The sequence below is a fragment of the Bacillus sp. FSL R7-0646 genome (assembly GCF_037969865.1).
Taxonomy (GTDB): domain Bacteria; phylum Bacillota; class Bacilli; order Bacillales; family Bacillaceae; genus Bacillus; species Bacillus licheniformis.
Map to the genome: position 1 here is coordinate 4027507 of NZ_CP150217.1, position 19010 is coordinate 4046516.

General features: G+C 47.8%; 16 protein-coding genes and 1 riboswitch. Of the genes, 2 read left to right on the forward strand and 14 right to left on the reverse strand.

Going from position 1 to position 19010, the window contains the following annotated elements:
* Positions 1 to 273: 273 nt before the first annotated feature.
* The 5 genes from MKY62_RS20860 to tenA form a co-directional block, all read right to left on the reverse strand.
* Positions 274 to 1107 (reverse strand): PRD domain-containing protein, encoded by an 834-nt coding sequence (locus MKY62_RS20860; protein WP_003186505.1) that lies wholly within the window; start codon positions 1105 to 1107, stop codon positions 274 to 276.
* Between the two features lie 194 nt (positions 1108 to 1301).
* Positions 1302 to 2036, reverse strand: coding sequence for an energy-coupling factor transporter transmembrane component T (locus MKY62_RS20865; protein WP_003186507.1), 735 nt, complete (start codon positions 2034 to 2036; stop codon positions 1302 to 1304).
* Complete coding sequence (locus tag MKY62_RS20870; RefSeq protein ID WP_003186508.1) at positions 2033 to 3625, reverse strand: ABC transporter ATP-binding protein; 1593 nt, start codon at positions 3623 to 3625, stop codon at positions 2033 to 2035. The genes MKY62_RS20865 and MKY62_RS20870 overlap by 4 nt, the downstream gene beginning before the upstream one ends.
* The gene (locus MKY62_RS20875) at positions 3600 to 4199 is read right to left on the reverse strand and encodes an ECF transporter S component (RefSeq protein ID WP_003186510.1); all 600 of its coding nucleotides are present in this window, start codon (positions 4197 to 4199) and stop codon (positions 3600 to 3602) included. The genes MKY62_RS20870 and MKY62_RS20875 overlap by 26 nt, the downstream gene beginning before the upstream one ends.
* A complete protein-coding gene (gene tenA / locus MKY62_RS20880; protein ID WP_339613870.1) occupies positions 4196 to 4882 on the reverse strand; it encodes a thiaminase II in 687 nt (228 codons plus the stop codon). The genes MKY62_RS20875 and tenA overlap by 4 nt, the downstream gene beginning before the upstream one ends.
* A 111-nt stretch (positions 4883 to 4993) precedes the next feature.
* Positions 4994 to 5098: riboswitch (TPP riboswitch) on the reverse strand.
* Between the two features lie 202 nt (positions 5099 to 5300).
* Between tenA and MKY62_RS20885 the strand changes: the two genes are divergently transcribed.
* Positions 5301 to 5459, forward strand: a complete 159-nt coding sequence (locus MKY62_RS20885; protein WP_003186513.1) for a hypothetical protein — start codon at positions 5301 to 5303, stop codon at positions 5457 to 5459.
* A 51-nt stretch (positions 5460 to 5510) separates the two neighbouring features.
* Here MKY62_RS20885 and aceA read toward each other — a convergent pair whose 3' ends face one another.
* The 3 genes from aceA to yhfH are packed head-to-tail and all read right to left on the reverse strand — an operon-like array spanning position 5511 to position 8566.
* Entirely contained in the window at positions 5511 to 6782 is a 1272-nt protein-coding gene (gene aceA / locus MKY62_RS20890; protein ID WP_003186515.1) for an isocitrate lyase, read from the reverse strand.
* 14 nt (positions 6783 to 6796) lie between these two features.
* Entirely contained in the window at positions 6797 to 8386 is a 1590-nt protein-coding gene (gene aceB / locus MKY62_RS20895) for a malate synthase A (protein ID WP_003186517.1), read from the reverse strand.
* A gap of 42 nt (positions 8387 to 8428) precedes the next feature.
* Positions 8429 to 8566 carry a protein YhfH gene (gene yhfH / locus MKY62_RS20900; protein ID WP_003186519.1) on the reverse strand — a complete coding sequence of 46 codons (138 nt, stop codon included), beginning with the start codon at positions 8564 to 8566 and terminating at the stop codon, positions 8429 to 8431.
* 213 nt (positions 8567 to 8779) lie between these two features.
* Here yhfH and MKY62_RS20905 point away from each other — a divergent pair, with 213 nt between their 5' ends.
* Positions 8780 to 10867 carry a glycosyltransferase family 39 protein gene (locus tag MKY62_RS20905; RefSeq protein WP_162264112.1) on the forward strand — a complete coding sequence of 696 codons (2088 nt, stop codon included), beginning with the start codon at positions 8780 to 8782 and terminating at the stop codon, positions 10865 to 10867.
* 152 nt (positions 10868 to 11019) lie between these two features.
* Here MKY62_RS20905 and MKY62_RS20910 read toward each other — a convergent pair whose 3' ends face one another.
* From MKY62_RS20910 to MKY62_RS20935, 6 genes are all read right to left on the reverse strand, one after another.
* Complete coding sequence (locus tag MKY62_RS20910) at positions 11020 to 12960, reverse strand: ABC transporter permease (protein ID WP_003177730.1); 1941 nt, start codon at positions 12958 to 12960, stop codon at positions 11020 to 11022.
* The gene (locus MKY62_RS20915) at positions 12950 to 13711 is read right to left on the reverse strand and encodes an ABC transporter ATP-binding protein (RefSeq protein ID WP_003177734.1); all 762 of its coding nucleotides are present in this window, start codon (positions 13709 to 13711) and stop codon (positions 12950 to 12952) included. The genes MKY62_RS20910 and MKY62_RS20915 overlap by 11 nt, the downstream gene beginning before the upstream one ends.
* Positions 13712 to 13811: 100 nt before the next feature.
* Positions 13812 to 14816: a sensor histidine kinase gene (locus tag MKY62_RS20920; RefSeq protein ID WP_003177737.1), complete on the reverse strand. Its 1005-nt coding sequence runs from the start codon at positions 14814 to 14816 to the stop codon at positions 13812 to 13814.
* A 5-nt stretch (positions 14817 to 14821) separates the two neighbouring features.
* Positions 14822 to 15508, reverse strand: a complete 687-nt coding sequence (locus MKY62_RS20925) for a response regulator transcription factor (RefSeq protein ID WP_003177739.1) — start codon at positions 15506 to 15508, stop codon at positions 14822 to 14824.
* Positions 15509 to 15618: 110 nt separating this feature from the next.
* Positions 15619 to 17028: a glycoside hydrolase family 1 protein gene (locus MKY62_RS20930; protein WP_009329956.1), complete on the reverse strand. Its 1410-nt coding sequence runs from the start codon at positions 17026 to 17028 to the stop codon at positions 15619 to 15621.
* 40 nt (positions 17029 to 17068) lie between these two features.
* Complete coding sequence (locus MKY62_RS20935; RefSeq protein ID WP_003177744.1) at positions 17069 to 18913, reverse strand: beta-glucoside-specific PTS transporter subunit IIABC; 1845 nt, start codon at positions 18911 to 18913, stop codon at positions 17069 to 17071.
* Between the last annotated feature and the right edge of the window lie 97 nt (positions 18914 to 19010).

Here is a 19010-nt window from a genome sequence, read left to right on the forward strand (position 1 = left end):
GCTGTTAAAAAATAAAAAACCTAAACTAAAGCCTGTACAAAGAAGGCTTAGTTTAGGTTTTGCCTGCCGAACAGTAACAATCCCGCTTAAGACAATATGAAAATAAAAAAACCTAAATCACTATGAAAAACAAGGGCATAAGAGTCCCGCTTCACAGTCATTTAGGTTTTGCCTGCATCATCAGTAACAATCCTAACAACCTGTATAAGTTGATGTAAGTAAAAAGTAGCATACATTTATCCAATTGTCAACGCTTTCATTTGATATCATCCTCTATTTTTGATGAACGACTCGCTCGATATGAATCGTCAAATACAGAAGCTCTTCGTTTGTCAGCTGATGACCGTATTCTTTTTCGATATACTGCCTGATTTTATTTGTACAAACATAAGCGTCCCGGTACTTATTTTTGACGGTTTCAAATAAAAAGTCGTCCCGGCTTTCCATATAGGTTCCGCTGAACAGCCGCTGGGCGAAAAATTTCAAATGGGTAATGAAGCGGTAATAGTGAAGCGATTCTTCGTCAAATTCGATATGAAAGTGATACTTGACGATGCTTAAAATCTCCTGCATGACTTTCGTAATATTGACGATGTTCGGCATTTCTTCATTCAGCTCGGCGTTTACGATATGGAGCGCGATAAAGGCGGCTTCATCCTCCGGAAGAGCTGTCCCCGTCTTCTTTTCAATGATGGCCAGCGCCTCTTTGCCGATGGCGAACTCATCTTTATACAGCCGTTTCGTCTCCCAAAGCAGGGCATTTTTAATATCCAGTCCCTTTTTATGCCGTTCGACGGCGAAATGAATATGGTCGGTCAGCGAGACATAAATGCTGTCATTCAGCTTTTTGCCGAGCTTTAATTTCGCATAGGAGATAATTTCTTCAGACATTTCCATAAATTCAATTGGAATTTCGTCCAACAGCGTCTTAAACCTTTCTGATACATCTTTATTATCAAGCCTGAAAATCTTCTCGATTCTCGATTCATCCACCGCTTCGCCAGGCTTTTTTTGAAAAGCGATTCCCCTGCCCATGACCACTAATTCCTGACCCTGTTCATTTAAAACACTGATCACATTGTTGTTGATCACTTTGGCAATTTTCACATCGCGCCACTCCCATCTTTTAAGGGGATTTTTTTATACTTCTTTTTTCAAATGGTACACATTGATTGTACAACCTTTTTGGCCTAGGTCAATATATTTCAGTCAACGTCCGAAATGTTTGCATTTTACAGAATGCCCGCCTGTACCCGGGTTTATAAAAAAAGAGCCGCAAGGCGGCCCTGTAAAAAACCTTCTTAAAAAGTGAGCAAAATCCCCGCTGCGACTGATGCCAGACCCGCAAAATATACGAAGTCTTTTCCGGAAAGCCCCGCTGTTTGATAGTAGGTGCGGTCTTTTGTACCGGTAAACCCTCTCGCTTCCATGGCAACGGCGATTCTTTCCGATTTGCGGATGCCTTGCGAAAACAACGGCAGCGCATAGCGAATAAACGCCTTCCAGCTGTTTTTTTGCTTATAGCCCCTGATTTTGTGCGCCGCCTTCATTTGCGAAAGCTCCGACTGAAAAAGCGGGACAAAACGGAAGCCGGCCAGCAAGCCATAAGCCCATTTAGGCGACAATCTGCATTGATGAATCAGGCTCATAATAAACTGCGTCAAATCGGTTGTTGACGTAAACAAGAGACCGTATGTGACAAAGCCGAGCATCCGCAGCGCGATTGTCAGCCCATTGCCGACGCTTTCCTCGGTAACGCGGAACCAGGCCCATTCCCAAATCGTTTCCTCGCCTTTCCCAAAAGCGGCCATCATCCAAAATACGAGAATAAAAAAAATAAGATAAGGCAGCAGCCGTTTACTTAAATAAGACAAAGTCCATCCCCCGAAAAAAATCCCGATGACAACCGCAAACAGCCAAATGAAAAAAGTCGGTTTCGGATTTGAAACAAACATGAGAATGCACATGACCAGGAGGTGGGAAAAGAGCTTGGCGCTCGGGTTCAATGCCGAAAGAAGTGAACCATTGCTTTTCATACGGGAACCCTCTCCTTTCTTTCGTGCATGAACCGGTAGTGAAGCGGCGGTATCAATGAAAAGCGGCGGACCAGGTCTTGGTCAGAGAACAATTGATACGGCGTTCCTTGATATGCCGCTTTCCCTTGATGAAATACGATGACCCGGTCGGAGTGCTCGTCTACGATGTCCATGTCATGCGTCACCATCACAATCGTCGTTCCCCGTTCCTGCCGCTCCTTTAAGCGCTTGATCAATTCTTTTGCCGTCTTTTCGTCCTGACCGAATGTCGGCTCGTCAAGCAGCAGCAAATCCTGGTCAAACAAAAGCATCGTCGCAACGCTTAAACGCCGTTTCTGCCCAAGGCTTAATGTAAAGGGATGCGCTTTTTGATGACCATCAAGTCCGAATTCCTGCAGCAATTCAGCCGTTTTCCTTTCGACCTGCTCCTCCGGCCAGCTCCGCTGTCTCGCTCCGAACGCGATCTCGTCAAACACCGTGTCCCGAATAAATTGAAGCTCGGGGTTTTGAAAGACAAAGCCGGCCTTCTCGTAAAGCGTACGATCGGACCATTTCTTCAGCTCCCGGCCCTCCAGATAAATGCGCCCTTTTTTGACCGCTTCAAGCCTGATCAGACTTTTTAAAAACGTACTCTTTCCGCTGCCGTTCCCGCCGATGACGGAAATCCATTCCCCTCTTGGAATCTCCAGGTTGATGCCGTCGGCAACGATCTTTTTCCGATAGCCGATCGCCGCGTCCTCTGTGCGGATCAATATGTCCCTGTCTGCTGACGGCCTGTTTTTCGCTTCCTCCTCTTTCATTTTCAATGTAGAAGAGAGCTTGACGGCGAGCGGATGATCATCTTGTGTGGTAACATCTTCCCATACTGCGGGGTACAGTTTGGGCTGCCAGATGCCTGCCGCTTTCATTTCCGGCTGAAAATGTTTGACGATTTCTTCCGGCTTTCCATCAGCGATGATCTGTCCCTTTTCATTGAAAAGGATGACTCGGTCCATCCACTCGATACAGCCGTCCAGCACGTGTTCGACGAACACCATCGTCTGTCCGCTTTTTCGGGAAACGTCGCGGAGCAAGGCAAAGATGTCTTGCCGGCTGGCCGGGTCCAGCTGCGCCGTCGGCTCATCAAAAAACAGCACTTCAGGCTCCAAAGCGAGCAGGCACGCTAATGCCAGCCTCTGCTTCATACCGCCTGACAAGGTTTCGATCGGCGTTTTCTTATCTATCTTTAAACCGACCAGCTCCATCAGCTCCGAGATGATGCGGTCCATATCTTTTGGCGGAACGGATCGATTTTCAAGGCTAAACGCGATTTCCTCATCAACATGAAGCATGCAAAACTGCGAATCCGGATCCTGAAACATAACGCCGGCGCTCTTTCTGCGGTTGACCTCGCCTGTGACTTCAGCTTCGATATGTTCAGGAATGATGCCGGAAAGCACGGACAACAGCGTCGATTTTCCGCTTCCGCTCGGCCCGAGTATCAGCACTTTTTCTCCCTGCTCAATCGACAGCGAGACCCGGTCCAAGACTGTTTCAGGACGATGATAAAAACGGACGGAAAGGTTACTGCATCCGAGAAATGAACGCATCGGCATCATCCTTCTTCCGGTGTTCTTTCATGATCTCATACTGGTTCAGGACTCCCGTTTTCGCAAGCGCTTCGACAACGGCTTTTGCCAGCCAGCCGCCGAGTACAATGCCGCTGATGATTTGGATGATAAGCGTCAATATCAGCGTTTGCGTCGTATAGTAGGCAAAACCGTTTGCCATCAGGCTGTATGTCGCGCTCCCCACCGCGGCTAGCGCACCGGAAAGCATAAGGGTAAACAAGTTATAGCGCTTATAGCGAAAGATCGCAAACGCGATTTCCGCACCGGCTCCCTGGAACACACCGATTAATAATGCTGAAAGCCCAAAATGGCTTCCGGTCAGCAGTTCGACCGCCGCAGCTGCCGTCTCGGCAATCAGCGCCGCACCCGGTTTACGGATGATATAAGCGACAATCGGGCTGGCGATCACCCATATGCCGAACATAAAGTTCGCTCCGACGGGCCCGACGATAGCTGAAACAGGGATCCACAAGGTAGACCACCCTAAATAAATGACGCCGCATGCCACAGACAAGATGACTGTCATGACGACTTCTTTCATGTTCCAATTCATCGTCTCACCGCCCCCATTTCCACAGGCCAATCTTCAACCGTATAAGCCATCTCCCAAAAGCCGTATTCAAGCTGACAGCTTTGCAAAAAGAGCTCCTTCATTTTTTCTTTTTCAGCCTTGCCCGCTGTTTCGGCCCATTCATCCAGGCGGGCGCAAAACTTTGTCGTGATTGAATCCGTTCTGTTTCCGTAAAAACAGATCCAGTCATAAAATGGATGCGATGGATCAGGCTGAACGTCCTTCATCAGTTTTTTTCCGATCTCCCAATATGTCCATGGACAAGGCAGCAAGACGGCTAATATCTCTCCCAGCGTACCTTCGTGCGCCGACGTCAGCATATGGCGGACATAATGATGGGCGGAAGGCGCAAGCGGATAGCCCTGCAGAGTTTCGTACTCCACCCCAGCGGCCCGGCACAGGTTTTTGTGCGGGTGCACTTCGCTGTCTAGCACAAATGAAATCTGCTCATGAAACATTTCCATATCTTTTCGATTTTGACACTTGGAAATCGCAATTCCGTAGATTTGAATAAAGGCATTCAAATACTCGTAATCTTGCTTTACATAATGAACAAGCTGCTCCTTTTCCAGCCTCCCGGACGCCAGCCCCAGTACAAACGGATGCTCAAAAATGGCTTCAAAAATAGGGTCTGCCTCGCGGCGAAGTTCTGCGGAAAAACTCATGTAGATAGCCTCCTTAGCAATCGGTTTTATAGGAAGGCACAGGGGGGCAAGCGGCTTTATACGCAAAAAAGCCGCCCCAAAATGGAGCGGCCTTAGTATGATGAAATCATTAAGACACCGGCTCCACTTCCCTACGCTAGTATGAACTAGATCAGGTTCAAAGGGTCCAAGATCGCTTCTTGTCTCAGCCGGCTTACGGCTCCCCTAGTGGACTTCCTATTACATTAACTTTTACTCTACACATCAATGGTTATGATGTCAACCTGAGTTTTTCAGTTTTATTCTTGTATAGAACCGCCGGGTTTCATACAGAAAGTCGGCAATCGGAAATATTTATAGAAAAATATAAATTTTCTGAAACCTTTTCCGGGCTTGTTCGTCTTATATAGTGAAGACAAAAAATTTGGAGGGGATATTTATGATGATGTTTATCTTGATTTTGACAATGGCCGTGTATTTGTTCTATTCTTTCAGCAAAGACAACCGGCCGGCCAAAACAAACAACAGGAATCATCAGACACTGACTGTTATTAGGGAAAACTCTTTTACCGCCCCTTCCAATGATGTCAATTGCTAACTTGATAGACAACAAGCAAGCCGCCCAATGACGGGCGGCTTTTTCACGTTTTTATGATTGAAACTGTTCCGCTTCAGTCGATCCCTTCAGTGCAGTGGTTGATGAAGTCCCGCCTGTCACAACCTGGGCGACTTCATCAAAGTAGCTCGTTCCGACTTCGCGCTGATGCCTTGTCGCCGTATAGCCGTGGACTTCGCTGGCAAACTCGGCCTGCTGCAGATCAGAGTACGCCGCCATTCCGCGGTGCTTATATTGGCGGGCCAATTCAAACATGCCGTGATTTAAGGCGTGGAAGCCCGCCAATGTCACAAATTGAAATTTATAGCCCATTTCACTGAGCTGTTTCTGAAAGTTCAAGATGGTGTTGTCATCCAGTTTGGCCTTCCAGTTGAACGAAGGGGAGCAGTTGTAGGCGAGCAGTTTGCCCGGGAATTTTTCATGGATCGCCTGTGCAAACCGGCGGGCTTCTTCAATATTCGGCTCAGACGTTTCACACCAGATCAAATCGGCATACGGCGCATACGCCAAACCTCTGGCAATCGCCTGATCAAGGCCAGGCTTTGTTTTGAAGAACCCTTCCGCTGTTCGCTCTCCCGTCAAAAACGGTGCATCATATGAATCGACGTCGCTTGTGATCAGGTCTGCCGCATTCGCGTCCGTGCGGGCAATAAGAATGGTCGGGACTCCCATCACGTCTGCGGCGAGGCGCGCGGCAATCAAATTACGTACCGCCGTTTGCGTCGGAAGCAGCACTTTTCCGCCCAAATGCCCGCACTTTTTCTCAGACGACAGCTGGTCTTCAAAGTGAACTCCCGCGGCGCCGGCTTCAATCATACTTTTCATCAGCTCGAACACATTCAGCTGCCCGCCGAAGCCCGCTTCAGCGTCGGCCACAATCGGAGCAAACCAATCGATGTCTTCCTTTCCTTCCATATGGTGGATTTGATCGGCGCGCTGCAGCGTGCGGTTGATTTTTTTGACGACTTCCGGGACGCTGTTTGCCGGATAAAGGCTTTGGTCAGGATACATGCTCCCTGACATATTTGCATCGGCAGCCACCTGCCAGCCGCTTAAATAAATCGCTTTCAATCCGGCCTTTACTTGCTGCATGGCTTGGTTTCCGGTCAAAGCGCCCAGCGCCGGGACGAAATCCTCTGTATGGAGAAGCTTCCACAGCTTTTCGGCGCCGCGCCTTGCAATCGTGTATTCAATCTCGAGCGTGCCCCTCAGCCGAATGACGTCTGCCGCCTCATACGGCCTTGTGATCCCTTTCCAGCGTTCATCATGCTCCCAGCTTTCTGCGAGTTGTTTTTCTTTCAGCATCGCACATTCCCCCATTATATATTTTCATAAGCCGGTATCGTTAGAAACTCCGCGAATTCATCATCCAAAATCAGCTGTTCAAATAACTGTCCGGCCTCTTCAAACCGGCCGCTCCGAAAATGTTCCACGCCTGCTTCATCGATGATTTTCTGCATTTCTTTCTCTTTCATCATCTTGACCATTTCCGCGGTGACTTTCCGGCCATCGTCAAGAACTCCTTTCGGATGGCGAATCCATTGCCACAGCTGGGCTCTGGAAATCTCCGCCGTTGCAGCGTCCTCCATTAAGTGGTCGATCGGAGCGGCGCCTCTGCCCGACAGCCATGAAGCTAAATAGCGGATGCCGGCGCTGATATTGGTACGGACGCCTGCTTCTGTAATTCTGCCTTTCGGTACTTCCAGCAAGTCTTTTTCCTCGACCTTTACGTCTTTCCGCTTTCTATGAATCTGGTTCGCCGACGGCATATGCTGATTGAATACATCGAGCGCCGTTTGAATCATGCCGGGATGCGCGATCCATGTTCCGTCATGGCCGTCTTTTACTTCACGTTCCTTATCTTCGCGGATTTTGGCAAATGCGGCTTCATTGATCTCAGGTTTGTCTTTAGCGGGAATTTGCGCCGCCATTCCCCCAATCGCATGGACGTTGCGTTTATGACACGTTTGAATCGCCAAGAGGGAGTAGGCTCTCATGTTGGGAACTGTCATCGTCACGGCTGAGCGATCTGGAAGAATGACTTCATCCCTGTTCCTGAATTTCTTAATAAAGCTGAAAATATAATCCCACCTGCCGCAGTTAAGCCCGGCTGAATGTTCCTTCAATTCGTAGAGGATTTCATCCATTTCAAAGGCCGCCAGGATCGTTTCAACGAGAACCGTCGCTTTAATCGTGCCCTGCGGAATGCGCAAGTCGTTTTGCGCATAAACAAATACGTCGTTCCACAGCCTTGCTTCCAGGTGGTTTTCGATTTTTGGAAGGTAGAAATAAGGGCCGCTTCCTTTTTTGATCAGCTCTTTTGCGTTATGGAAAAAATAAAGACCAAAATCGAACAGGCTTGCTGACACGGGCCTGCCGCCGATCAGCACATGCTTTTCTTCCAAGTGCCATCCCCTCGGCCTGACCATGATAACGGCGGGGTTCTCTTTCAGCTCATAGCGTTTGCCCTGTTCATTCGTAAAAGAAATCGTCCCGCGGACCGCATCCCGCAAATTAACCTGGCCTTCAATGCAGTTTTTCCACGTCGGCGAGTTCGCATCTTCAAAGTCGGCCATAAAGACTTTCGCTCCTGAATTTAAAGCGTTGATGACCATTTTTCTGTCGACCGGGCCAGTGATTTCAACCCTGCGGTCCTCCAAATCCCGGGGGAGCGGCGCGACTGTCCAGTCCGCCTCGCGGATGTGCTTCGTTTCCGCCAAAAAACAAGGGTTCTTCCCTTGATCAATTTCAGCCTGCCTGATCGTCCGCAAATGCAGCAATTCCCGTCTTCTTCCCCCGAAATGGCGTTCAAGACGTCCGATAAACTCCATCGCTTCTTTTGTCAAAATCTCTTCATAATGCGGATTTATCGATCCGGTTATATGAATTCTCTTCTCCTCTGTTTTCATGTCTCCCTACCCCTTTACATGCTTTGTTATAAAACAGTTTGCCTACTCGCCTTTTTTGGCAAGACAGCGCTCGCATTCCATGAAGTAAGATTCAGCCTGCTCCTCCATCTTTTCGCCGCATTCAGGGCACGTTTTTTTCGGAAGCGTTCTGAAAAATTCCATCGGACTTTTCAAGCTCATTTGTATAACCTCCTTTTTATAGAACAGTTTTATGTTTTATATTTCTGTTGTAGTACAGTATACAGCGCAAAAATGAAAATGTACACACCTTTTTCCAAAAAATATTTATTTTTTTCCATTCAAACAAAAATAGATTGTTCTCTTTTTATTCATAGCTTGTTCATATTTTTCTTCTAGAATAGGGAACATAAAGAGGTGAAAGTGATGATGAAAATAAAAAACAAACAACTTGATGTCATTCTGGTTCTAATTTTGTTGGCAGCTCTTATTCTGAATACATATAACATTTGGCTGGACGATGCCGCCAACCAGTATTACTTGGCAGCAGTCAAAAGCATGACGCAAAGCTTCCACAATTTCTTCTTCGCGTCATTCGACTCTTCCGGATTCGTATCAGTAGATAAACCGCCTGTCGTTTTATGGATTCAGACTATATTTGCGAAAATCTTCGGCGTGCATACGTGGAGTGTGATTTTGCCGCAGGCGCTTGCAGGGGCGGGTTCCATCTATCTGCTTTACGCACTGATAAAGCCGAAATTCGGAAAAGGCGCCGCCCGCATTTCAGCGCTGGTGATGGCGCTGACGCCGATCGCGGTCGCCGTAAGCCGAACGAATAATATCGACAGCATGCTCGTCTTCACGCTCCTACTTGGTACATGGTGCCTGATGAAGGCGGTCAAACAAGGCAGGCTGATCTGGCTTCTCGCTGCATTCGGTCTCATCGGCCTCGGATTCAATATGAAGATGTTTCAGGCATTCATGGTGCTTCCCGCGTTCTTGCTGTTTTATCTCATTGCGGCCCATGCGAATTGGAAGAAAAAAATCGTTTCAGCGGTTTTATCGCTTATTGTCCTCACCGGCATTTCGCTTTCTTGGGCGCTTGCGGTCGACTATACATCAGCCGACAGCCGCCCGTATGTCGGAAGCAGCCAAACCAACTCTGTGCTTGAACTGGCTTTCGGCTACAACGGCACTGAGCGGCTTCTCGGCCAGACGACGGGCAACGCCCGCGGCGATATGAACGGCTTTGGAGGAGACATGCAGCAGCCGAACGGCAATGCGCAAGCTCAGAACGGAAACCGTTCGTCCGGCGGCTCCAATGGACAAAACGGCGCGATGCAGCCGCCGGGTGCGGGCGGTTCGGCAGACGGCAGTTCTCAAGGGGCAAACGGCGGCAGCCAGCAGCCAGCCGGAGGCGGACCGGGCGGAGGCGGACCGGGCGGAGGCAACGGCGGTCCCGGAGGCAATGGCGGCCCAGGCGGAGGTCAAGGCGGCGGACAAAGCATGAACATGTTCGGCACCGGTGACGCAGGACCGCTGAGGCTCTTCCAATCGGCTTTATCGGGCCAAATCAGCTGGATGCTCCCATTTGCATTATTAGGACTGCTCGGCACGATCATCACGTGGTTTCGCGGCCGCCGCGAAAAAGCAGGCGAAATGAAAGAAACGATCTTTTGGTCTGCATGGCTCGTTCCTGTCGCCGGGTTCTTCAGCATCGCCGGATTCTTCCACCACTACTACTTGATTATGATGGCGCCGCCGATCGCCGCTCTGTCAGGAATCGGATGGTACGCGATGTACGGCCTTTACAACAATCATAAAGACTGGGCAAGCTATCTGCTGCCGGCAGCCGTTCTCACGACAGCAGCATTCCAAGTGTACATTTTAAGCGCTTATACAAACCAAATCGGCAGCGCTTGGATGTATGTCATGGGAATCCTGGGGCTGGGTGTCACCATCGCCTTACTGATGCTGAAGCGACGCCATCCATTCGGAAAGCAGCTCACCATCATCAGCTTGTGCGTGCTTCTTTTGACACCGGTCTATTGGTCGGCAACACCGATCCTTTACGGAGGGAACAGCGTTCTTCCTGAATCAGGGCCTCAGCTGCAAAGCTCCAACGGAGGCGGAATGTTCAGCTCGGACGTGGACACAGGACTGCTCACATACCTCCGGGAAAATAATACCGGCGAAGAGTACCTTTTCGCGACATTGACAACGGTAACCGCAGCCACGTATATCATCAATGCCGACGAAAATGTCATGGCGCTCGGAGGCTTCAACGGCACAGACCCGATCCTGTCGGTCAGTGAACTGAAAAACCTCATCAAAAAAGGAAGAGTAAAATACTTCCTGATTAGTGAAAACTCAGGCAACAGCGAGCTCGTCTCCTGGATCAAAGAAAACGGAACCGAAATTTCGTCTGACCAATACAGCAGTACAGACAGCTTCGCACAGCAGGGTGCAAGAGGCGGCCCAGGCGGCGGACAGCGGCAAACGCTCTACAAGGTTGAGCTGTAGAAAATGAGGAAGCCCATCGGATGAGTCCGATGGGCTTTTGATTATGCTTTTCTGAAAATAACCGGCGGATGATGTTCAATATGGTAAAGGAGTTTTTCTCCATATAGGGTCATCGTTTTCCTTCAAGCGACGCGAGATTCCACATGACTCAGCTACAGCGCCGACTTGATCACTTTCTTGCCGTAAAGAACGGAAAGCAAGCCGAAAATAGAGTACAGGACGGTGTACAGCACCATCACGATGATCATCGGCGTCCACAGCTCTGCCCCGAATAGGAACCAGCCGGACTGGACGGCGAAGTAGCTGTGAGACAGGCCGATAACTAATGGAATGCCGAAGTTGTAGATTTGTTTGATTCGTATCCCCTTCAACAGATCGTTCCGTGTGAAACCGAGTTTTCTCAAAATCGTGTAATTCGGTTTCTCATCTTCGCTTTCGTCCATTTGTTTAAAATATAGGATGCATCCTGAAGTGATCAGAAACGTTAGTCCTAAAAAGCCTACAATAAACATGGCAAGGCCGAAAAGCGATTTTTGAGCTGTGCTTGCATCAAGGAGCGATAAATGCTGATCGTTTTGATTCACTGTTGCAAACAGCTCATTTGCCTGCTGAAGCTGATCTTCATGTTTTAAATTGATTCCGTAAAAAAGGCTCGGCTTCTGCTGCAGCTTTGGATCTTTGTCTTGGCTAAGACGTTTAAACAGCGCATCATCTACAACGGCAACAGGCAATCCGCCGCTGGTAAAGTTGAAGGATAAAAGAGACTCTTTTTTCAAGCCTAAATAGTTTAATGGGATTGTCTCATGCCTGCTCTTTACCTTAACGGCACCGGTCTCTTTTAAAGCCATAAATTTCTGGAGAAGGTCGGTATATCCTGAAAAAATGACGTCTCCTTTTGGCACGTCCATCCCGGCAATCTCTGCATCGCTGACCACGGCGAGGGGCAATTTCCCCGGGTCTCCAGCCATATTTTCAGGATCTCCATCGACAATTTGTTCCAGATTAAAAACCGCTTGAATGACATGAATTTCTTTTTTGCTGTAGGAAATGTTATTTTCGTCCAAAAGTTGTTCAAAACGCTTTGCATCCTTTTGATTTGTCATGGCGAAATCAGCCGCCACGTTTTGTTCGGCGGTTTTCTCTGCAGAATAGTACGAAATATAGCTCAAGGATAACAATCCGATCGCCAGCGCCGAAACGGTGGTAATGATTGTTAATAATAGGGCGTTTGATTTCATCCGGAACATGATCGATGAAAGGGACAGCACTTCATAAATATTCAAGTAGCCTCCTTTGCTTTTGCGGATGATGTTGGAGACAAAGCTGACCGATCCTTTATAGAAGAGGTACGTTCCGATGATGACGGTTCCGAGAATAAAGCTCATCGCATAAAACAGCTCATCTACGGTCTTGAATTTTCCGCTGAAAAGCTCAGTGGATACATAGTATCCGGATAAAATAAACAAGATGCCCAATAAGCCGATGATCATTTGGAAAACGGATATTCTCTTTACCTTATCCTCCGTAGCTGATGTCACTTTAAATAAAGATAAAATGCTCTGCTTTTTGATAAACGCATAATTCATCACCATTACGAGAAGGTAGATGCCGCAGAATACAATGACGGTTTGCACAAGCGCTTCGACGGAAAAATTCAATTTGGCTTCGGCTTGAACATCTACAATTTTAAACAAAATCATGAGCACGAGCTTTGAGATCGAAAACCCGGCAAACACCCCAATGACCAAAGAGCCGAAATACAGCATGACATTTTCCAAGCTTAAGATGCGGAAGATTTTTTGCTTCCTCATGCCGATTAATTGGAATAAACCGATTTCTTTGCTTCGTCTTTTGATAAATATCGTATTGGCATACAAAACAAACACCGCTACTACTGCCACAAGGAGAATGGAAGCTGCCTTCAAAGCCGCTGCGCCTTTTATCGATGCCTTCACTTCATTGATCGCTGGATCATACTGGAGCGTAACAAACGCAAAATAAAGCGCTGCGCTGAAGATCAACGCAAACACATAAAGGTAATAGTTCCGTATATTTTTTTTCAGGTTGCGGATGATCAGCTGATTAATGCTCATGCTGAACCCCGCCTAACACGCCTTGCGTCTTCATGATGTCCTGGAAGAACATCTGCCTGTCCTGTCCGCCTTTATTCAGCTGCGTATAAATTTGTCCGTCTTTAATGAAAACCACTCTACTGCAGAAGCTCGCGGCGACGGGATCATGGGTAACCATAACGATTGTGGCCCGGCGCTTTTGATTTAATTGGCTCAGCTTGTTTAACAAGTCTGATGCGGATTTCGAATCAAGCGCACCGGTCGGTTCGTCAGCGAAAATAATGCTCGGCTCATGAATAAACGCCCTGGCTGCTGATGTGCGCTGTTTTTGCCCCCCGGAAATTTCATTCGGATATTTATCCTTCAGCTCGAAGATGCCTAATTCTTTCGCGACTTCCTCAAACTTTTGACCGGCTTCTTTTTTTGATATTTTCGTAATCGACAGCGGCAGAAGGATATTTTCTTTCACTGTCAGCGTATCGAGCAAATTGTATTCTTGGAAGATAAATCCTAAATGCTGCTTCCTGAACTCGGCAAGCTGTTTTTCCTTCATATTCGTCATCTCAGCTTGGTTGATGTTAATCGTTCCGCCGCTCACCTGGTCAATAGAGGACAGAACATTGAGCAATGTTGTTTTGCCTGAACCAGACGGGCCCATAATACTGACAAATTCCCCCTTTTGAATCTGAAGGTCGATTCCCTTTAACACTTCGTGTTTATTGTGCTTATTTCCATAGCTTTTTCGTATTTTTTTCGCTTCTAAAATCATCATTTTAAAATCTCCTTTTTACTGGATATTTTTATTATAGAAAGGAAGGCAGCCGTTTTCCTTCGATTAAGCGAACAAAAAAGAAAAGCGTGTGACATTTTTGTCACACGCCCAGCACACGGGAAAATTCATTCCGCATTGGAAAAATCAGCGTAAAGGTTGTACCCGTTCCCGGTTTAGAATCAACCTCGATATGAATCAGGAGCGGCTTTGCCGCTTTTTTTGCCAAGTACAGCCCCATTCCCGTGGCAGCCTGATCATGATGCTCCGTTGTTGATGTAAAGCCTTTGTCAAACACGCGCGGCATATCTTTTGGATCGATGCCCCGTCCAAAGTCTTGAACAGCGAGATGCACTTTGCCATCCTGCTCATAGCTTTTAATCAAAACATCGGATGCTTCGCTGTATTTCACCGCGTTTGTCAGCAGCTGCCTAATGATAAAAGACAGCCACTTCGCATCGCTGAGCACTTCCCCCGCCTCCAGCTGTATATCAAACCCGATCCCTTTTGGAATGCACCATGATTGCAAATCTTTTATTTCTTTAAAGATCATAGGTTTAAGCTCTAGGACTTCAAGGGACAAGTCATTTTCGATAAATGACATCCGCTTTTGATGGAGCTGGCGGTCGAGCAGCAGGTGGATGCGCAGCCATTCGTACGCAAGCCTCGCTTTTAAAGATTGATCCTCAATCGTCTCCATGATCAAATGCATGGCGGTAAGCGGCGTTTTGACTTCATGTATCCAGGCCATGAGCTCATCTTTTTCATTCTCCAATGCCAGGCGATGCTGTGCCGCCTCTTGCTTTAACTGTTTCGTTTGTTCGGCTATGCTTTTTTCAATCATCGTTTCAAAAGGGGTTTCCGCCTCTCGAATGTTTGTCACATCGAGATTGTGGTCCCATTCTTCAAGACTTTTATAAAACTTCGTTTCCTTCCGAAAGCGGACAATTACAAAAACGATAAAAATAAACGAGGACAAATAGGTCATATACAAAATCGACGTAAAAGGAATGGATGCATCGACATAAGCGATAAACAGAAAGAGGATCTGCTGCAAAACAAATATGGCGATCCAGCTTCGCCTCTCGGTCAAAAACGCTTTCAGCATTCTCATCATCCTTCTTCTTTCGCCATATAGCCCTGGCCGACCTTCGTCTCGATATATTGCCCCAAGTTCAAGGCATCGAGTTTTTTTCTTAAGCGGTTTACGTTGACTGTCAGCGTGTTATCGCTGACAAAGCGTTCATCGTTCCATAGGCTTCTCATCAATTCTTCCCTGCTGACAATTTTGTTTTTTTGGTCGATCAATTGTTTTAAAATGAACATTTCATTCCTTGTCAGTTCGATCGCCCCCGCCTTATTGCTGACGCGGTTTTGTTCGGGATCAACGGTTGCACCGCACCACGTTTTTTTAAGAATCTCAGGCTCTGTATTATAGTCGTAGACGCGACGGAAAATCGCCTGGATCTTGGCAATCAGCACGTCAAAATGAAACGGCTTCTGAATATAATCATCCGCTCCGAACTGCATGGACATGACCATATCAGCAGGATGATCGCGCGAAGATAAAAAGAGAATCGGAACGTTGGAACGGGAGCGGATCTGCCGGCACCAATGAAACCCGTCATATTTAGGCAGCTGAATATCGATGATGACGCAGTCTGGCTTAATCGCCGCAAACTCCTGCATCACTTCGCTGAAATCGTTGATGCCGTATACCTCGTATGACCACCCGGTTAACCGCTCTTTTATTTCTTGAAACAGCGATTCATCATCTTCTATCAACAGCAGTTTAAACATTTGCCTCACCGCGCTTTTTTCTATTTTCTAAATCAAGTGTATAGCAAATTGTTTTCACGCGCTACAGAGAAAAAAAAGGGCCGTCCTGTAAAGGACAGCCATTCTGTATATCACAAACTCTCGCCATTCGTTTCGATTACTTTCTTATACCAGTAAAAGCTTTTCTTTCTCGTTCTTGAAAGCGTGCCTTTTCCTTCATTGTCACGATCGACGTAAATATAGCCGTAGCGCTTTTTCATTTCGGCGGTGGATGCGCTGACCAGGTCGATCGGGCCCCATGATGTGTAGCCGATTAAGTCGACGCCGTCTGCAATGGCTTCTCTTACTTCTTTTAAATGATCGCGTAAATAGTTGATTCTGTAGTCATCCTGGATGGAGCCGTCTTCTTCGACGACATCGACGGCGCCGAGCCCGTTTTCAACAATGAAAAGCGGCTTTTGATAGCGGTCGTACAATGTATTCAGCGTAATGCGGATCCCTTTAGGATCGATCTGCCAGCCCCATTCGGACGATTCAAGGTACGGATTTTTGACGCCGCCGAGCAGGTTGCCTTCCGTTTTTGCCAAGTCTTCCGGACTCGTGCTTGCGACCATTGACATGTAGTAGCTGAAACCGATATAGTCGACGGTGTTTTCCTTTAAGATGTCTTCATCACCTTCAGCCATTTCAATCGTAATTCCGTTTTCCTTAAAGAAGCGCTTCATATAGCCCGGATAAGCCCCGCGCGCCTGTACATCCGAGAAAAACAGCGTTCTTCTCTCATTCTCCATCGCAGCGAGCACGTCTTCCGGCTTTGGCGTCATCGGGTATGTCGTCGTTGCGGCGATCATGCAGCCGATTTTAGCGTCCGGAATGATGTCGTGCCCCGCTTTAACGGCAAGAGCGCTTGCGACAAATAGATGATGCGCCGCTTGGTACATCGCATTTAACTTGTTTTCGCCTTCTTCAAACACAAGGCCTCCGCCTGTAAACGGCGCATGCAGAACCATGTTGATTTCATTGAATGTCATCCAGTATTTTACTTTTTCTTTATAGCGGGTGAAAACCGTTTTCGCATAATGCTCATAGCAATCGATCACTTTCCGGTTTTTCCAGCCGCCGTATTTTTTAATCAGACCGAGCGGCATTTCGTAGTGGGAAATCGTCACCACTGGCTCAATATTGTATTTTAATAGCTCGTCAAAGAGGCGATCATAAAATTCGAGTCCCTCTTCATTCGGTTCAGTTTCATCGCCGTTAGGAAAAATCCGCGTCCAGGCAATCGATGTCCGGAATGCTTTAAATCCCATTTCGGCGAAAAGAGCGATATCTTCTTTGTAGCGGTGGTAAAAATCGATGCCTTCATGATACAGGTTCAATGACTCCATCGACTCATCGAATGGATACATGACGCCGTTCGGCGACACATCGGCTGTCGAGAGTCCTTTCCCGCCGACATTATAGGCGCCTTCCACTTGGTTTGCGGCAACCGCTCCGCCCCATAAAAAACCTTCAGGAAACTTTTTCGTTTGTTCAGTCATATCATTTCACCTCATCCAAATTTGTCAGGCTTTCCTCTTTCTACGCCAGCGCGATCAGCGCTTCCTCAATGTCAACGCTTTCATCTGATTTCAAAGGTTTGATCGACTGGTACCGGTCCGTATTTGTGATGATAACCGGCGTGATCAACTGATAGCCTGCATCCTTAATCGCATCCATATCAAATGAGACAAGCTCGTCTCCCGGTTTTACAGCGTCGCCTTTATTGACATGCACGGTAAAGTGCTCGCCGTTCAATTTCACCGTGTCGATTCCGATATGGATAATAATTTCCGCCCCATTGTCGCTTGTAATGCCGAGGGCGTGCTTCGTTTGAAAAACGGTTGTGATCGTGCCTGATACCGGCGACACCACTTTGCCTTCTTCAGGCTCAATGGCGACGCCTTTTCCCATGACTTCTCCAGAAAATGTCGCATCATCCACTTCACTCAATGCTTTGACTTCGCCTTTCAGCGGGCTTTGAATGATCTCTCCCGCGCCCGCTTCAGATGGAGCGGCTCCTTGTTCAGCGGCTTCATCTGAAGGAATGTCTTCAAACCCCAATACAAAAGCAAACGCCGTTGCGGCAAAGAACGCGATGACGATACCGATCATTGCCTGTATAAAAGTCGGGCCGATAAACGTCGTAATTCCCGGCAAACCGACGTTTCCGCCAATAATATATGCTGCTACGCCGGTGATGCCGTAAAATGCTCCTCCGACAGCGGCGCCGAGAAGCGCGGATACAAACGGCTTTTTCAGCCTCATGTTGACACCGTACATCGCCGGCTCTGTAATCCCCATCAAAGCCGTGATGCTTGTCGTCAGCGACAATGATTTGAATTTCTTATTTCTGGATCGCAGGAAGACGGCAAATGACGCGCCAGCCTGCCCCATATTCGCCAAGAACATCGCAGGTATCAAGTAATCGTAGCCGTTTTGCGTAATGTTGTTGAACATAACCGGAATGAAAGCATAGTGCATTCCTGTCATGACGATCAGCGAGAACGTTCCTGCTAAAAGGATCATCGTGATTAAACCGGCATTTTCAAATAAACCGTTCACACCGATTGACAGATAGTTCCCTGCAATCGCACCGAGCGGACCGACCGTAATTAATGTGACAGGCACGACAACCAGCAGCGTCAGCGTCGGTACAAAAATCATCTTCAACGAAGTCGGGGTGACTTTGTCAATCCATTTCTCAACGTAAGATGCAATCCAAATCGCGAGCAGGATCGGAATGACGGTCGACGAATAAGTGGCAGCGGTTACAGGCAATCCGACAAAGGAAATGCTTTTCCCTGAACCGAGAAGCGCTGTCAGATCGGGATGCAGAATCGCCGCTCCGATCGCCGCCGCAACATAAGGATTACTGCCGAATTTTCTCGCGGCACTGACCGCCAGCAAAATCGGCAGGAAGTAAAATGCTCCGTCGCCGATGGCGGATAAAATGGTGTGGACCTGGCTAGTTTCGCTCATCCAGCCGAACGTGACGGCGATTGCAATGATCCCCTTGATCATACCCGCTCCGGCGATCGCCGGGAGAATCGGCGTAAATACGCCTGATATCACATCAAAAATGGCGGACAGCACGTTTTTCTTTTTGCCAGCTTGCTGCTCGCCCGCTTTTTCATCGCTGAGCCCGCTGTTGGCAATGATCGCTTTATACACCTTAGGGACATCATTTCCAATGATGATTTGAAACTGCTGGCCGCTGATGTTGGTGCCCATTACAGCCGGAAGACTTTCCAGTTTCGCGCGGTCTGCCTTCGCATTGTCATAAAGATTGAAACGCAGTCTTGTCATGCAGTGAATCACGCTCTGTACGTTCTCTTCACCGCCCACGAGTTGTAAAATGTCCTTCGATACTTTATTATAATCCATATGAGTACCTCCTCTTTGGGGGAATCTGCCGGACTGAAGGTGGCCGCCTTCACCCGGCTTTTTTTATTGGCCTGCTGCCGAAAGAATCCTCGAAATC

What these genes read in the sequence shown, in the direction of transcription:
- MKY62_RS20910 (WP_003177730.1), bottom strand. Translation starts at nt 12,960, where the DNA reads ATGAGCATTAATCAGCTGATCATCCGCAACCTGAAAAAAAATATACGG.
- aceB (WP_003186517.1), bottom strand. Translation starts at nt 8,386, where the DNA reads ATGAAAACAGAGGAGAAGAGAATTCATATAACCGGATCGATAAATCCG.
- MKY62_RS20930 (WP_009329956.1), bottom strand. Translation starts at nt 17,028, where the DNA reads ATGACTGAACAAACGAAAAAGTTTCCTGAAGGTTTTTTATGGGGCGGA.
- yhfH (WP_003186519.1), bottom strand. Translation starts at nt 8,566, where the DNA reads ATGAGCTTGAAAAGTCCGATGGAATTTTTCAGAACGCTTCCGAAAAAA.
- MKY62_RS20915 (WP_003177734.1), bottom strand. Translation starts at nt 13,711, where the DNA reads ATGATGATTTTAGAAGCGAAAAAAATACGAAAAAGCTATGGAAATAAG.
- MKY62_RS20925 (WP_003177739.1), bottom strand. Translation starts at nt 15,508, where the DNA reads ATGTTTAAACTGCTGTTGATAGAAGATGATGAATCGCTGTTTCAAGAA.
- MKY62_RS20870 (WP_003186508.1), bottom strand. Translation starts at nt 3,625, where the DNA reads ATGCGTTCATTTCTCGGATGCAGTAACCTTTCCGTCCGTTTTTATCAT.
- MKY62_RS20920 (WP_003177737.1), bottom strand. Translation starts at nt 14,816, where the DNA reads ATGCTGAAAGCGTTTTTGACCGAGAGGCGAAGCTGGATCGCCATATTT.
- MKY62_RS20865 (WP_003186507.1), bottom strand. Translation starts at nt 2,036, where the DNA reads ATGAAAAGCAATGGTTCACTTCTTTCGGCATTGAACCCGAGCGCCAAG.
- tenA (WP_339613870.1), bottom strand. Translation starts at nt 4,882, where the DNA reads ATGAGTTTTTCCGCAGAACTTCGCCGCGAGGCAGACCCTATTTTTGAA.
- MKY62_RS20885 (WP_003186513.1), top strand. Translation starts at nt 5,301, where the DNA reads ATGATGATGTTTATCTTGATTTTGACAATGGCCGTGTATTTGTTCTAT.
- MKY62_RS20875 (WP_003186510.1), bottom strand. Translation starts at nt 4,199, where the DNA reads ATGAATTGGAACATGAAAGAAGTCGTCATGACAGTCATCTTGTCTGTG.
- aceA (WP_003186515.1), bottom strand. Translation starts at nt 6,782, where the DNA reads ATGCTGAAAGAAAAACAACTCGCAGAAAGCTGGGAGCATGATGAACGC.
- MKY62_RS20935 (WP_003177744.1), bottom strand. Translation starts at nt 18,913, where the DNA reads ATGGATTATAATAAAGTATCGAAGGACATTTTACAACTCGTGGGCGGT.